The organism is Rhizobium sp. SEMIA 4085, assembly GCF_013004495.1.
In the GTDB taxonomy this organism is placed as follows: Bacteria; Pseudomonadota; Alphaproteobacteria; order Rhizobiales; family Rhizobiaceae; genus Rhizobium; species Rhizobium gallicum.
Genome location: NZ_JABEPH010000129.1, coordinates 1 through 14,834, shown reverse-complemented (window position 1 = coordinate 14,834; position 14,834 = coordinate 1). Strand labels below are relative to the sequence as shown.

Genomic DNA, 14,834 nt, shown 5'->3' with positions numbered 1-14,834 from the left:
CATGCCGCCCCCCCGGCCCCGGCCCCCAGCACCGCGAAGCACAGAGCCACCGGAAGACCGACCAGGCCGCGATCTGCGCGCGTTCTGTGCTGCTCCTCCTTCGTCTGTGCAGCTTGAACGGCTTCACTGCAGTGCCCGAGAAAGCGCGCCAGATCACGCCGCGCGAGCCCCCCTTTCGCCGCCTGGGCCGCCCTTTCGGCGAGACCATCGGCGCCAATCATGTGGCTGATCGGAAGAGCGGCCGCGAGCGCACGCTCCCACCGTCTGATTGGCAGCGCCGGATTGCTACGCACACGGACATCGAGCAACACCACGAGCGCGTCGCGCGCATCGAGAATCCAATCCGGCGGAACGTTCCTGCGGCGTCCTTCTTTCTCGAACTCGGCCACGAGCATGCGAGCGGTCGCGGCCAACTCCTGCGGATCAGGCCGCTTCTCGCTTTCGGCTCGCTTCGCGAGGCCAAGCAGAGGCTCGGCCAGTGCTGGAAGCACGTCCGCTCCCACTCCATCCCGACCCGGAGTCTGGAAATAGTCTCTCACAGTTGGCCCTCCGCGGCCCATTTACGAAGCAGCGCCTCACCCACTTCAAAATGCATGGAATCTTCGCGGGTATAGCCAGCACCCCAATACCAACCGGCATCGTTGAAGAACTCTGCGAGCACGACAAGTCCGAACTGCGTGCTGCTATCTCCCATCCTGTCGAGGTCCTTCTTGAGTGTCAGATCGACGGCCGCGCCCCAGGCATGCGACGACACCGACCTGTTCGAGCCTCGCACATAACGCGCGCACAGCGCACCAGCAGTGCCGATCGCGGCATAGATATCCGGCTCCTCCTTTCGGAGGCGCTCCATGATATGCCCCAGCGAATCGAGGGCGGGCTTGATCATCGTTAGGCGGAAATGTCCTATTTCTCGGGTTACTAGGTTTCTCAGCAATTTCGGGTTGTTGACCGGCTGGCAGCTTGTGGAATAGGTAGTTCGCGGCTCGCCAAGGATTTGGCGGAGCACTGCCGGGGTCGGGCGTATGACGCCCTCGTTGAAGCGCTTCTTCGCCAGCTGCATGGGCTCCGTCATATTTTCGGTCTCCTCGGGCGGCGCCATACCGCCGAACTGGTCGATCGAAAATGACTGCTGGCTCAGAGGTTCCCCGGGCGACGGGGTGATGTCGGTGCCTGGCGGGACGGGCTCGGGGCGCGCCTGCGCTCGTTCTTTCACTTTTCCCTCAAGTTCCGTCACCTTTCTTTCGACCGAGTTCAGTTCAGCTCGCAGCGACTGGATCTCTCTGTCCTGCTGAGCGAGCTGTTGAGTTAACCGATCGATCCTTCCTGCATTCGGATCACGGTCCGTGTCCCGAAGCAGGTCGCCAACAAACGCGAAAACGGCCGCCGCAAGAATGACGCTCATTCCAATGACGACAGCCGCAATCGGATTTAATGGCCTCAAGGCGCTGCATCTCCGTCAATCCGAACGACTACCACAGAGACATTGTCTGGAGCGCCCTGATCGAGAGCGGCCGCTACCAGTCGCCGGCAGGCGGCGTCTGGGCTCGGCGCGCTCAAGTGATTGATGATCTCGCGCTCGGCAAGACAATCGGTCAATCCGTCGGAGCAAAGAAGAAGAAAGTCGCCCGGCTCTAGCGCGACTTCGACGCAATCCACGTCCAGACGGTCGGCGGCGCCGATTGCCCGAGTAACAACGTGGGATTGCGGGTGCTGCCGGACACCGGCGGGGCTAAGGTGCCCATCATCGAGAAGTTCCTGCACTACCGAATGGTCGCGCGTGAGTTGCAGCAACTCACCTCCTCGCAAACGATAGGCTCGGCTATCTCCCACCCAAGCGATTGTCGTCGCTCCGCCGTCGACGAGTGCCGCGACCACTGTAGCGCCCATCTGTGGCACATTGGCCGAAGCCGCCCAACGACGGACGGCGGAATTGGCTGACTGCAGCGCAGCAACGAGGTGAGCGCCGGAAACGGGAGTGTGCGGGATCAGGGCGAGCTGTTCGATGACCAGGTCAGCTGCGACGTCGCCGTGGCCGTAGCCGCCCATCCCGTCAGCTACTGCCCAAAGGACACCCGAGGGATCGGTGAGAATCGCGTCTTCGTTGTTTGTTCGCACATGCCCGGTATGACTTAGTCCCGCTCCTTGCGGCCTGCCCGGCCGGTTGGGCACGCGCGTTGAAGCATTGTCCCGAGAATCCGGGGTCATGATCGGATGAACCCCATTAGATCGATCCGTCGCGAGAGCGGCTAGCGGATCGGTTGCAGCTAAAGTCATCCTATAGTAATTTCATAGGAGGCGAAACCTTTTTGCCAAAGGAGCCTAAGATGAAGCGCCTGCTGACCACCAAGCTGACGGTGTTTCTCGCTCTATTCTTCGTGACCCAAACTGATTTGGGTGCGCAGGAACTGAACGATTCGGCGCTTAAAGAGCGCTTTCAGCGACAGATCGAGTTGTTCAAGGCGGCACGGCTCGGAGCCACGCGTGGCCTGGTTCTTACCAACTCCAATTCCACGCCCAAAGCCGCGGCCGTACCGGTGACAATTGCCACGCCGGAAACCGGCGCAGCCAAACCCGCTCCGGCTCCCCCTGCCCCTGCAGCCATTGCTTCCCAAGGAACCCAAGCTGCCCCAGCTGTAGGACAGCCATCAATCCCGCAACCGACAGCGACATCACCGACGACTGCCGTATCCGCAGCAGTGACAAGCGATCCGCAGACATACTGGAAGCTGCCGCCCGACGACCAGATCAACGTCCGCGTAAATTTCGACTTCGATTCAGCAGCCATAGCTCCGAACCAAAAGGCGATGCTGCAGAAGCTTTGCGGAGTAATGAAGGATATGGACATCAAACTCGTCCGTATCATCGGTCACACGGATGCTGTCGGAGGCGCAAGCTACAATCAGCACCTGTCAGTCCTGCGCGCGAAGGAGGTAACCCGCTTCTTCACGGATGATTGCAACATCGCTCGGGAACGGCTCGAAGCAGTTGGGGCAGGCGAGCAGTTTCTTCTCAACCAGGAAAATCCGAAGGCTGACGAGAACAGGCGCGTAGAATTCCAGGCTGTGAGCTAAAGACGGCTGCAGCTGCTAGCTGGCGGGAGCACTTTTCTTATTCAAACGCGTAGGTGAAGCCTTCGGCAGATGCTCCGACCGTGGCCTTGGTGAGACGTTTGCCTTCGAGTGCCCAGTTCAGAACGCCTTGGCTCAGCGTCGGCAGTAGCGTGTTTGTCAAGATCGCGTCGATCATGCGCCCCCCCGATTCAACTTCGGTGCACCGAGCCTTGATCAATTCCAGAACCCCGTTCCCGATGACCAGTTCGGCGTCATGGCTGGCGCGCAGTCGGCGCGCGATCTTGGCGAAATGATGTTGTGTGATCGCATCGATCATTGAATCTGAGAGCGGGTAATAAGGTACGACAATCACCCGCCCGAGGAACGCTGGCGGAAACACTTTCAGCAGTGGCGGCCGCAGTGCGCTTTCGAGTTCCTCAAGCGGCGGCCGCGTCCTGCCGCCGTCTGTTCGCTTCATGATAACGTCCGAACCGACATTCGACGTCAGCAGGATAAGGGTGTTCCTAAAGTCGATCCGTCGGCCCTCGCTGTCGTCCATCATTCCCTTGTCGAAAACCTGGAAGAAGATCTCGTGCACATCCGGGTGCGCCTTCTCGACTTCATCGAGCAAAATGACGGAATAGGGGCGCCGCCGCACGGCTTCGGTCAGTACCCCTCCCTTGCCGTAGCCGACATAGCCGGGAGGGGCACCCTTGAGGGTAGAAACTGTGTGTGCCTCCTGAAATTCCGACATGTTGATCGAAATCAGATTCTGTTCGCCTCCATAGAGAGCTTCGGCGAGCGCCAGCGCCGTTTCTGTCTTGCCGACGCCTGAAGGGCCGCACAGCAGGAAAACGCCCACAGGCTTTTCAGGTGAGCCAAGTCCCGCACGGCTGGTTTGCACGCGCCGCGCGATTGATTCCATTGCAAATTCCTGGCCGACGACGCGCTCTCCCAGAACCTCGGCGAGCTGTAGCGCTTTTTCAGTCTGGCTGGTCAGCATCCGGCCGACGGGAATACCCGTCCAGTCCTGCACGACGGAGGCCACAGCGTTCCTGTCGACGGAAAGCAGGATGAGCGGCGTCTCGCCCTGAACGCCCGCAAGTTCCGCCATCAGCACCTTGAGCCGTGCAAGATCGGCGCCCTGGTTCGGGAGTACTCCATCGCCGCTCTCCTGCTCGGGGAGATCCACGTCAGCGGCCACCGGCAATTCCTGGTCTGCTTCTCCCTCGGCCAGCACCGCATCAAGCTTAACTCCCTTTCCCCGTAGCCCCGCCCGTAGATCGAGGATTTCGGAGACCATTGACTGTTCCTTTTCCCAACGGGCCTTTGCGGAAAGCAACGCGGCTTCCGTCTCGACGAGCGAGGCTTCGACCTTCGACTGGCGCTCCGCGACCTCGATGCCGATTGCAGCTTCGCGCCCGATAATGCCCTGCTCGACCTCGAGAGACTGCTTGCGCCGCAGAAGATCTTCGACCTCAGCCGGTGTCGCGTGCTGCGATACCGCCACGCGCGCGCAGGCCGTATCGAGTAGGCTGATTGCCTTGTCCGGCAGTTGGCGTGCGGGGATATAGCGATGTGAAAGGCTGACGGCTGTCTCGATGGCTTCGTCCAAAATCTGCACCTGATGGTGCTTCTCCAGCACGCCTGCCACGCCACGCAACATCAGGATGGCGGCTTCTTCATCAGGCTCTTCAACCTTGACCACCTGGAAGCGGCGGGTCAAAGCCGGGTCTTTCTCGATATGCTGCTTGTATTCTGCCCATGTCGTTGCAGCGATCGTGCGCAGCTCGCCACGCGCCAATGCCGGTTTAAGAAGATTTGCCGCGTCTCCCGTTCCCGCTGCCCCGCCTGCCCCGATCAGTGTATGAGCTTCATCGATGAAGAGGATGATCGGAGTTTCAGATGCCTGGACTTCCTCGATGACTGTCTTCAGCCGCTTCTCGAACTCGCCCTTGACGCTCGCCCCTGCCTGCATCAAACCGATGTCCAGCAGGTGTAGCGCCACACCTTTCAGCGGCGGCGGCACATCTCCTTCTGCAAGGCGGAGCGCAAAACCCTCGACCACCGCCGTCTTTCCCACTCCGGCTTCGCCGGTCAGGATCGGGTTATTCTGGCGCCGGCGCATGAGGATATCGACAATCTGCCGGATCTCTGGATCCCGGCCCAGGACCGGGTCAATTTGGCCGTCGCGTGCGCGCCGGGTGAGGTCGGTGGCGTATTTCGCCAGTGCGGAGTCGCCGCCCGCGGGGCGTTTTTTCCGCGACGGGTCTGGAGCTTCGGCCTTGCCGGCATTCTCAAGTGATCCGGCCAGCACGTCGTCCAGCCGGGGGATCAGGGAATCCGCCTCGATCCGATCGAATTCGGCGCTGATCTTCAACAGAAGCCCGTCAAGTACCGCTACCTTTCTGCAGGCCAGCAGAACATGCACTCCGCGAACCTCGTCAGATCCGAACTGCAGGTTTGCCAGGCTCCAGGCCTCCTGGATGGCATGAAAGATGTGATCGGAAAACTCCTCGATGGAGGTAGCGCCATAGGGAAGCTTGTCTATCGCCCTCGCCATATCGGCAGCAAGCCGGCCGAGATCCACGCCAGCATCGTGGAAGATAAGCTGAAAATCTGCGCGGTCGACCAGGGCCAGCTGTTCGATCCAGTGAACGAGTTCGACATAGGGATTGCCGCGAAGCTTGGCCGCGTCCGCCGCCGCCTTGAAAGCGCGCAAGCAAACGGGATTGAGTTTGCCGACCAGTTCCTTGCGCTTGAAGCTCTGCTGCATGTCGGTCGGCTCCTATCATGTGATCTTGAATAGGGCGTCGCTGGTCTTCGATCGCTAGTCACAGCGTGCCACATTAGTGTATTCTTGACAAATATTCGACCCGCGTGTTCTTGATGAATATTATGTCGCGTGGTTCTGGGTGCGCTGGGAGGCTCCAGATGATTGATCCTCTGCCTGGCGACATCTTCCGCAAAGGACAGGTGCTCAACAACACCTACGAGATCGAGGGTGTCCTCGGCCGCGGTGGAACAGGTGAAGTCTATCGAGCAAGCAACCGGATCACCGGCCGCGTGGTGGCGCTTAAGGCGCTGAAGCGGGAGCTCTCGGCAAATGCCGGCTATCTGGAGCTTATGAAGCGAGAGGAGGAGATGCGCAGCATCTCCCACCACGCGGTCGTGCGCTACACCGACTGCAGCCAGACCGGCGACGGCCACGTCTATCTGGTGATGGACTACGTTGCCGGCACGCCGCTCAGTGAGTGGCTCGAGCAGGGCGGGGCTACCGCGCGGGATCTGCTAGTGGTGGCACACAGAGTGGCCGAAGGTCTTGTCGCAACGCACGAGCGCAAGATCGTCCACCGCGACCTTTCTCCTGACAACATCATCCTTCGCGACGGCAGGCCGGAGGAAGCCGTCATTATCGATTTTGGTATCGCCAAGGACAGCAACACAGGAGCGCGCACGATTGTCGGCAACGAGTTTGCGGGCAAGTATGAATATGCCGCGCCGGAGCAGATGCATGGGCAAGCGGAGCCGCGGTCCGACCTTTATGCCTTGGGCGCATCGCTGCTCGCAACCTTTCGGGGAAGGGTTCCAGACGTCGGAAGGAGTCCGGGCGAGGTCGTCCGTCATAAGGAGCGCCGGCTTGACACCTCGGGCGTTCCAGAACCGCTCAAGACGCTGATCGACGACCTCACTCAGCCTGACCCGGCCCACCGGCCACCGAGTGCCGCCGCGGTCGTGAATGAAATCGGACGGTTGCTGCAACCTGGTCACGCCAAAGCACGGCCGGGCGGGCGCAACAAGAGGCTCATGTTGCGGCCATGGCTTCTTATTCTGCCTCTTGCGGCGCTGGCCGCTATTGGCGGACTTTGGCTTCTCGGAGTTTTTGAAAGCTTGTCTCCGACTGCCCTGCCGATCGCGACGCCCTACAAACTCACTGCCGGGGTGGACGCGCAAGGGCGGCCCACGCTTGCCGGTTTCGCTCCCGACGCCGACCAGCATCAGGCAATCCTAGCAAACTTCACCCGCACGGTCGGGCTTCCCCCACCTAATAACGCCCTCACACTCGCCCAGGGCGCGCCATCCCAACGGTGGTCGCAGGACGTCGATGTCTTTTTTGCGGCCGCCGTTCCGCTCGACGAGTGGAAGCTTGAAATAGCTGATCGAACGGTCCGCCTCTCGGGCCTCGCCGCCGATAAAGCGGGACGCGAAGCTGCGGTCACACGATTTAATGCGGCAGCAAAAGCGGCCGGCTACCGGCCTGTCGCCCGTATTGCTGCCGGCCCGCGAGATCTGTCGCCGGACCAACTGAAACCCCTTATCGTGCCGCTTCAGACCTGCGGCCCACTGCGCGTTCAACAACCGGAGGGCGGTACCTTTCCCCTCGGATCAACGATCTCCATCCAAGGAGACGTCGCTTCAAGCGGCGACATTGACGCCCTCCAGCAGGCACTCGCACCCCACGTCGGAGATCGCGAGCTGCGCTTCGATACCACGGTACTCAGCGCCCAGCTGTGCGTTGTTCAAGTGCTGCTGCCGGATACGCCGCAAGGTCAGATGACGATCGTTCTTGGCTATGGCGACAGATCCGAGCCGAACATGTCCGGCATCTATTCGGTTGGCGACAATCCCGTTATCGACGTGCTCGCGCCGGCTTCGCTCGACAAGGGGTACTTGTGGGTCGCCATCGCCGACGTCACCGGCAATCTCTTCAATGTTCTTCCGAACATCAAAAGACCCGATCATGCACTCGCCGAAATCGGGACCGTGACAGATGGCATGCGCACCATTCGGGTCGCCTATCCAACGGCAGAGGGTGCCGCCGACCCCGCAAAGCTCACCTTCGCCGTCGACAACACCTTCGGCAGAACTCTGATAATTGCTATGCAGACAGACCAGCCGCTTTTCCCCCAGCTTCGACCAACAACCGAGTCCACCAAGTCCTTTGCCGAAGATTTACGTGCAGTGGTAGCGGCCGGTCATGTCTCGATGCTGTCAATGACGACCCGGTTAATCGACACGCGCAAATAATTGCAAGTCCCAGAAATCTGCCATTAGTCTAGAACAAGAAGTTGTGGTAAAAGCAAAAGTAGGGGAATACTAGTCGGTTAACGGGGGGATCTGTTGTTCAACTCGGCTCTCTGGTTAAGTCCACTGAACGGCGACAACCCGTCGGGCGAAAGCTTACGGAATGACGGACGATTCCACGAGTTGGAACGCCTTGTGCAACCGCAGATCGAGATCAGCCGCGACGAACGCAATAACCCGGTCTCACGGACCGAGGTCCCGGTCGATTGGTCGATCGTCCTTCGAAAATCAGAAGAGTTGCGCCCGCACGGACGGGATCTGAGGCTCCTCGTGATCGTGACCCGCGCCCTTGCAAATGAACAAGGTCTTGCTGGCCTCGCGGAAGGCTTGAACCTGATCACCGGAAGCTTCGACATGCATTGGGAAACGATGCATCCGGAACTTCGTGAGGGCTTGCCTCCACGGGATGCCGCCCTGCGCCGGACTAATGCTCTTCTCCAACTCCAAAACGAGAAGGATGGGCTACTCGGCGATCTTCGGAAGATGACTTTCTTTGCGCCACGGAGCGTCGGGCCCGTCACAGGGCGCGATCTCGAGCGCGGGGCTCTCGACACCCGAACCGTTCTCAACGAGGCTGCACCCGGACTGAGCGACGCTGAGAAGGCGTCGCTCGTAAGCGAGCACGACCAGTTACTCAATCGCGTGAGGATCGGCTGCGCGGCGTTTGCGGAACAAGCCGGGGACGAGGCGTCCGCGCTCATCGTCAGCGCAAACGCTGCCGCCACAGCGATGGAAGCCCTCGAGACATCGCTCAATCGGCGACTCGGCGGGGATGTGCGCGTGACCTTGCCAGATCTCAGTCGCTTCCTGCAGCGAGTGATCTCTACGCTTGAGCGTGTCAAGCCCAACCCCAGGCAGGAAACTGCAAACGAGGAAACGCTCGATCGTGAGAGCGCGGCTGCAAAAACGATCTCTGACGCAGCTCCGGCTTACAGCGGAGCACCGGCAGTCTTTCCGTCGCGGCTCACCTCTCCCGCGGAGGCCCCAAACTGCATCAACCTCTTCATTCCCTTCTCCGCCCGCACTAAACCGTCGAGTCCTGTTCCCCTCCTGCCGCCACGGAGCCACCGAATGGGGCCGATGGATTTTCTGGAACTCATGGAGGACCTGGCGCCCTCCGGTTTGAAGGAATTCCGGCTTCTGGCCGGTGTGCCGGAAAGAAAAAAACCTGTCCCTGGGACGAAAGGTGATCACCAATGAGCGAAACTAAGGCCAAGGTAATTGAACGAAACCGGGCGCCTCGCGTCCAGATCGCTTACGAAGTCGAAACTTACGGCAGTCCGACCACCATCGAATTGCCGTTCGTCATGGGCGTGATGGCGGATCTCGCGGGCGCCTCCCAGACGCCGGAGGCCCGCAAGTCCGTCCGGGACCGCTCCTTTGTCGAAACCGACGCAAACAGGTTCGGTCGTTTCATGGAAGCACTCAGCCCGCGCGTCAAAGCCCGCGTGAAGAACACCCTTCCCCAGCCTGCCGGCGAAGAGCGCGACGAAGAGCTTACGCTAGACCTGACCTTTACGAGCATGGCCGATTTCGCGCCGGATCGTATTGCCGAACAAGTTCCACAGCTTGCAGAACTCCTGAGAATGCGCGGCCAACTTGAGGAATTGCTCGGTTTCATGGATGGCCGCATCGACGCCGAAAAACGCATCGCGCAACTTTTGAACAACGAGCCCCTGTTGGGAAAGATCGCCGATCAGGCGCTCGAAGATAGCAGCAAGTCGGAGGTCTGAGCCATGGCCGAACAGGAAAGTACCGCTGCAGTTGGTGTCACGGAAGCCAAAGAAGTCGACCTTCAGGAATTCAGCGAACTTCTGGAAAAGGACTTCAAGGTCAAAAAAGATGACAGCGACAAGCTTCAAACCTTGGTCAGAAATCTGGCGCTTGCTGCGCGCGGCCGTACAGAATCGACAGTCATCTCTTCCAACGCGATCAAATCGATCAAGTCCTTGATTGCCGGCATCGACAAGCTGCTGACCGAGCAGACCAACGAAATTCTCCATGCGCCTGAAGTGCTGCAGATGGAGGGGACATGGCGCGGACTGTGGTACCTCGTGAACAATACCGAGACGGATCAAAAGTTGAAGATCCGCGTCATGAACATTTCGAAGGAGGAGTTGGCTGATACCCTTGAGGATTACGAGGGTCAGATGTGGGACCAAAGCCCCATATTCAAGAAAGTCTACACCGACGAATACTCGATGCTCGGCGGCAACCCCTTTGGCTGCCTGATCGGTGCCTACGAATTCTCAAATCACCCGAAGGATGCCGGTCTCCTCCGCAACATGTCCGGCATCTGCGCCTCGGCGCACACCCCCTTCATTGCCGCCGCCGCCCCCCGTCTGTTCCGCATGGAAAGCTGGCAGGAACTGCCTAACCCGCAAGACCTGCAACAGATCGTGTCGTCGCCGGCCTATGCCTCATGGCAGTCACTGCGCGAGAGCGAGGACGCCCGTTACATAGGGTTGACAATGCCACGGGTGCTGGCGAGGCTGCCTTATGGCGCAGAAACCGTTCCTGTGAAGGGCTTCGCGTTCGAGGAAGAGGTCCAGGGCGACCATCACCGATATGTCTGGATGAACGCGGCCTTCCCAATGGGGGTCAACATCAACCGCAGCCACAAGCTGTTTGGCTGGGGCACGCAAATCCGCGGGGTCGAGAACGGCGGGGCAGTGATCAATCTCCCTGTCCATAACTTCCCGACCGACGACGGGACGGTGGCGATGAAATGCCCGACCGAGGTCGCCATTGACGATCGGCGCGAGGCCGAGCTCGCCAAGCTCGGGCTGATGCCGATCCTCCATCGCAAGAACACTGATATTGCTGCCTTCATCGGCGCCCATTCGTTGCAAGACGACGAGGCGCGAGCCGGCCGTCTGGTCGACCCGGATGCTCAGGCCAACGAGAGACTGAGTGCAAATCTGCCCTACCTTTTCCCGGTTTCCCGTTTCGCCCATTACCTGAAGGCGATCGCTCGCGATAAGATTGGCTCATTCAAGGAACGTGCCGACATGCAGATTTGGCTGACGGAGTGGATCAACCGCTACGTTCTCGCCAACCCTGCCTTCGCCGACGAAAAAGCGCGCGCAAAACGTCCCCTTGCAGCCGCCGAGGTCCAGGTTGACAGCGTCGAAGGTCGCCCCGGCTGGTACAATGCTCGGTTTTATCTGCGGCCCCACTACCAGCTGGAAGGCATCAATGCTTCGCTCCGGCTCGTTTCGGAGCTGCCGTCTATGAAGTCTTGAACAACATTTAGCCGATGGGAGGTTATTCATGAAAATCGACGGTTTTCTCAAGGTACCTGACATCACGGGGCCGAGCGTTCGCGACGGCCACGTAGACGAAATCGAGGTGCACGGAGTGGAGTTTGAAATGCAGGCTCCTTTCGATCCGAATTCGCTATCGCGGAGAGGCCGCGTCAGCTTGGGCATGCTCAATTTCATCAAGCACTACGATAAGGCCTCGCCCTATCTGAAGAAGGCTCTGTTCGACAACAAGCTTCTGGACGAGGTCAAGTTTTCAGCGCGCAGAACGATAGAAGGCGAAACGAGCGACTACCTGGTCATCACGTTGAAGGAAGCTTCGGTGACCAACTACACCATGAAGCCGAGTGAGGAAGAGCCAGATGTGATCGAAGAGCGCGTCGGCTTCGCTTACAAGAACATCACTTTCAATTACGACGACAATGACGAGGTCGAGATGGATGTCTATGTCGGCAAGTGACAGCTGGCAAAAAGGATTTGGAAGGAAGACGAGACCCGGGGGACAACTGCGGGCGACTCGCGAAGCGATCCAGCCGTCCTTGTGGGATCGCCTGGTGAACGACCTGCCGGGGCTCAACTCGGAAATCAACCAACTTCGGCAGGCGATCCAGAAAGAGATAGACCTCGAACGTCTGAACGGGCTGGTTGCCGCAGGGGTTCACCAAATGGAGGCTGCTGCGGATATCAGCGCCGAGCAGAAGAAGAACATACACCGCCTGTTCTCTCTTGAGCGACGCCAGGCAGAACTGGAAAGTCGCGGCGTCGTTGTCTCGACCGATGTGCTGCGCGAGGCAGTGCGGCGCGACATCGAGGCGCTTTTTAATGCACAACGCTTCGAATCCACGCCACTCTTGACGGATTTAGAGGCAGATCAGGCTGGGGACAACCCTCCGTCGCTTGAGGATTTCCCGGAAGTTCGCCGCAGCGTGATCAATTATGGGGTTCCCCCCTTCTCCGGCCGTTCCTCCCGTGACTTCGACCGCGATGAACTGTCGAAGGAAATCCGAAGCGTGCTCGCCGCGTTTGAACCTCGGCTGAAGGAAAGCGCGACGAAAGTTACCGTCAGCCTCGGCGACAGGGCGACCGGCCTCAGGATCGACATCGACGCACTGCTGCTTACCTCGCCGGCGCCCGAACGGCTGCTCCTGCGCACGATACTCAACCTCGACGACGGTTCGGCGCGGACTGAACTTAAGGACACCTGACCATGGACCGGGTCTTCCTGGAGTATTACGAGGAAGAACTAACCCACATCCGCGCGCTCGCCGCCGAGTTTGCAGATATGCATCCCTCGATCGCACGCAACCTTTCCCTTGATACGGCTCCGTGTCCCGACCCCTTCGTCGAACGCCTACTGGATGGCGTGGCTTATCTGGCCGCGCGCACCCGACAGAAGGTGGATGCAGAAAGCTCCCGTTTCGCACGAAGCGTGCTCGAAAATTTCTATCCGGATCTCGTTTCGCCGACGCCCGCAACCGCCATGGCTTTGCTGAAGCCGGGCCAGCAGGTTCAAACGATGCTCGCAGGACACCTTGTGAAGCGCGGGACCCGGCTGGTTTCAAGCGTCCGCCCAGGCCTTTCCACCCGGTGCATCTATACCACGGCCCAGGACGTGATGCTCTGGCCGCTCGCGATTACCTCGGCCACCTACATACAGGATAGAAGCGCACTCGCCGCAGCGGGGATTGCTCCGATTGACGGCGTAACCGGTTCGGCGGCATTGAGCATCACCTTCAATCGAACCGGCAAAGGCAAGCTCAGCGACTTGTCGCTCGACCGCCTGGATCTTTATTTTGGTAGCAAGAGCAAGGCGTCGCTGCTCTTCGATACGCTCTTTGGCGCTTGCGCCGCGACCGGCGCCCGCCCCGAAGGACGCGATAATGCCCTGAGCGCACTTCCGGAGCCGGAGATGATCGGGATCTCCGACGAGGAAGCACTTATGCCGCGCACACGCGAAACATTCGAAGGCTACAGGCTTTTGCGGGAATACTTCATCGCGCCGGAAAGATTTCACTATGTGCGCGTCACAGGGCTGCAGCCGGTCGTTCGGCGCTGCGGGGCTGGGCTGGAACTGCTCTTTCTGTTGCGGCGTCCCATCCCCGAGCTGGCGAATATCGCAGCGAAAGATTTCGAACTCTTCGCAACGCCAATCATCAATCTGTTCGAGCGCGGCTGCAATGTCATCGAACTCGATGCACGGCGGACCCGGCAAGTGCTTCACGCCGATCGCACCCGCCCACGGGATTTCGAGATCTATCGCGCAATCCGCGTCGAAGATGCCGATGCCGAAGGCCCCGACGCCGAGATGCCGGCTCTCTTCAGCCTGGGCCAGAACCGTGGAAACGGCTGGGTCTATTTTACCGAACGCCGCCCGCGGCGCCCGAGTGAAGACGAGCTTCGCCAGGGGCAAACGCGGACCTCCTATACAGGTGACGATGTCTTCATCACGCTTTCGCGCCCGGCTCAGTCCAAAGCCGCCCGGCCACCGAAGCGGATCGAGGTGACGGCCCTGTGCACCAATCGCGATCTACCGATATTGGACGATACGCCGTCCCTCACGCTCGAGAGCGGCGATCCCGTCGAGACCATCCAACTCCTTGGCGCGCTGCGGCCGCCGTGGCCCTCGATTCCAGCGACGCTCCCGGCTGAAGCAGTGGAAGGCTCCAGAGCCGATGAACTCGCCTGGCGGCTCATCGCGCAACTCTCGCTGAATTTCCTCAGCCTGGCTGAGGAGGGCCGCGGGGTTGATCCGCTTCACGCTCTACTTGAGCTTTACGCGAACCGCGGGGATCCAAGTCTCAGCCGGCACGTGCGCGCCGTCGCCCGCGTCGAGGCTCGACCCTTGATCGAGCGCTTGGCAATCGCCGGGCCAATGTGTTTTGCGCGCGGCACCGAGGTTACGCTTCATATCGACCAATCCGTGCTTGCCGGGCACAGCACGTTGTTGCTCTCGGCGCTGCTGGCAAGGCTTTTTGCTCGCTATGCGGCAATCAACGCTTTCGTGCGAACCCGCGCGCGGATCATACAAAAGCAGGAGGATGTGCTATGGCCCATAGCGCCGGGCAATCGCTTCCTGATCTGAACGACGCTGCTCCATCCCTTGAGGCGTTCGACTTTTTCGAGCTCTTGCGGCGCCTCGAAGACGACGGACGGCTTTTTGGGCAGGCCGGCCGCCCGGACCGGGAACCGGCGCGGCTCGGACAGCATGTGCGGCTCGGTTTTGCCGTGCAGGATGTCGCGAAGGTCGAGCCGGCCACCGAAACCACGCCGGCGCGCGTCACGGTCTCGAACCTCGGATTGCTCGGACCAGAGGGTCCAATGCCCCTCTACCTAACGCGCTGGGTGCTGGATCGGCTGTCGCAACGCTGGTTTTCCAGGGCGGACATGCGGGAGGTCAGCGATACGACCTTCGTCGATTTCGTGAATATTCTTCAGC

At 60.1% G+C, this 14,834-nt stretch carries 13 protein-coding genes; 9 read left to right on the top strand and 4 right to left on the bottom strand.

Translation table 11 applies throughout. The annotated features are described in order from the left end of the window. The 3 genes from C9413_RS14895 to C9413_RS14885 all read right to left on the bottom strand — a co-directional run. The coding region (locus C9413_RS14895; protein WP_348648776.1) for a DotU family type IV/VI secretion system protein at positions 1 to 491 on the bottom strand (491 nt) is incomplete at its 3' end. Between the two features lie 44 nt (positions 492 to 535). Beyond that, on the bottom strand, positions 536 to 1,441 hold the full coding sequence (locus C9413_RS14890; RefSeq protein ID WP_040115636.1) for a M15 family metallopeptidase: 906 nt from the start codon (positions 1,439 to 1,441) through the stop codon (positions 536 to 538). Next, the gene (locus tag C9413_RS14885; protein ID WP_040116606.1) at positions 1,438 to 2,205 is read right to left on the bottom strand and encodes a protein phosphatase 2C domain-containing protein; all 768 of its coding nucleotides are present in this window, start codon (positions 2,203 to 2,205) and stop codon (positions 1,438 to 1,440) included. The genes C9413_RS14890 and C9413_RS14885 overlap by 4 nt, the downstream gene beginning before the upstream one ends. Positions 2,206 to 2,324: 119 nt before the next feature. Here C9413_RS14885 and C9413_RS14880 point away from each other — a divergent pair, with 119 nt between their 5' ends. Then, on the top strand, positions 2,325 to 3,071 hold the full coding sequence (locus C9413_RS14880) for an OmpA family protein (protein ID WP_040115637.1): 747 nt from the start codon (positions 2,325 to 2,327) through the stop codon (positions 3,069 to 3,071). A gap of 37 nt (positions 3,072 to 3,108) precedes the next feature. On the opposite strand, the gene tssH is transcribed toward C9413_RS14880, so the two are convergent. After that, a complete protein-coding gene (gene tssH, locus C9413_RS14875) occupies positions 3,109 to 5,826 on the bottom strand; it encodes a type VI secretion system ATPase TssH (protein WP_040115638.1) in 2,718 nt (905 codons plus the stop codon). 158 nt (positions 5,827 to 5,984) lie between these two features. Between tssH and C9413_RS14870 the strand changes: the two genes are divergently transcribed. The 8 genes from C9413_RS14870 to C9413_RS14835 form a co-directional block, all read left to right on the top strand. After that, entirely contained in the window at positions 5,985 to 8,078 is a 2,094-nt protein-coding gene (locus C9413_RS14870) for a serine/threonine-protein kinase (protein ID WP_040115639.1), read from the top strand. Positions 8,079 to 8,171: 93 nt separating this feature from the next. After that, positions 8,172 to 9,335 carry a type VI secretion system ImpA family N-terminal domain-containing protein gene (locus tag C9413_RS14865; protein WP_170250595.1) on the top strand — a complete coding sequence of 388 codons (1,164 nt, stop codon included), beginning with the start codon at positions 8,172 to 8,174 and terminating at the stop codon, positions 9,333 to 9,335. Continuing rightward, a complete protein-coding gene (gene tssB / locus C9413_RS14860; RefSeq protein WP_040115641.1) occupies positions 9,332 to 9,868 on the top strand; it encodes a type VI secretion system contractile sheath small subunit in 537 nt (178 codons plus the stop codon). Before C9413_RS14865 ends, tssB begins: the two co-directional genes overlap by 4 nt. Before the next feature lie 3 nt (positions 9,869 to 9,871). Then, positions 9,872 to 11,380, top strand: coding sequence for a type VI secretion system contractile sheath large subunit (tssC, locus tag C9413_RS14855; protein WP_040115642.1), 1,509 nt, complete (start codon positions 9,872 to 9,874; stop codon positions 11,378 to 11,380). 28 nt (positions 11,381 to 11,408) lie between these two features. Further along, positions 11,409 to 11,858: a type VI secretion system tube protein TssD gene (tssD, locus tag C9413_RS14850; protein WP_040115643.1), complete on the top strand. Its 450-nt coding sequence runs from the start codon at positions 11,409 to 11,411 to the stop codon at positions 11,856 to 11,858. Beyond that, positions 11,845 to 12,603: a type VI secretion system baseplate subunit TssE gene (tssE, locus tag C9413_RS14845; RefSeq protein ID WP_040115644.1), complete on the top strand. Its 759-nt coding sequence runs from the start codon at positions 11,845 to 11,847 to the stop codon at positions 12,601 to 12,603. The genes tssD and tssE overlap by 14 nt, the downstream gene beginning before the upstream one ends. A 2-nt stretch (positions 12,604 to 12,605) precedes the next feature. Then, positions 12,606 to 14,480: a type VI secretion system baseplate subunit TssF gene (gene tssF / locus C9413_RS14840; protein WP_040115645.1), complete on the top strand. Its 1,875-nt coding sequence runs from the start codon at positions 12,606 to 12,608 to the stop codon at positions 14,478 to 14,480. Continuing rightward, the coding region (locus C9413_RS14835; protein ID WP_170250594.1) for a type VI secretion system baseplate subunit TssG at positions 14,444 to 14,834 on the top strand (391 nt) is incomplete at its 3' end. The genes tssF and C9413_RS14835, both read left to right, overlap by 37 nt.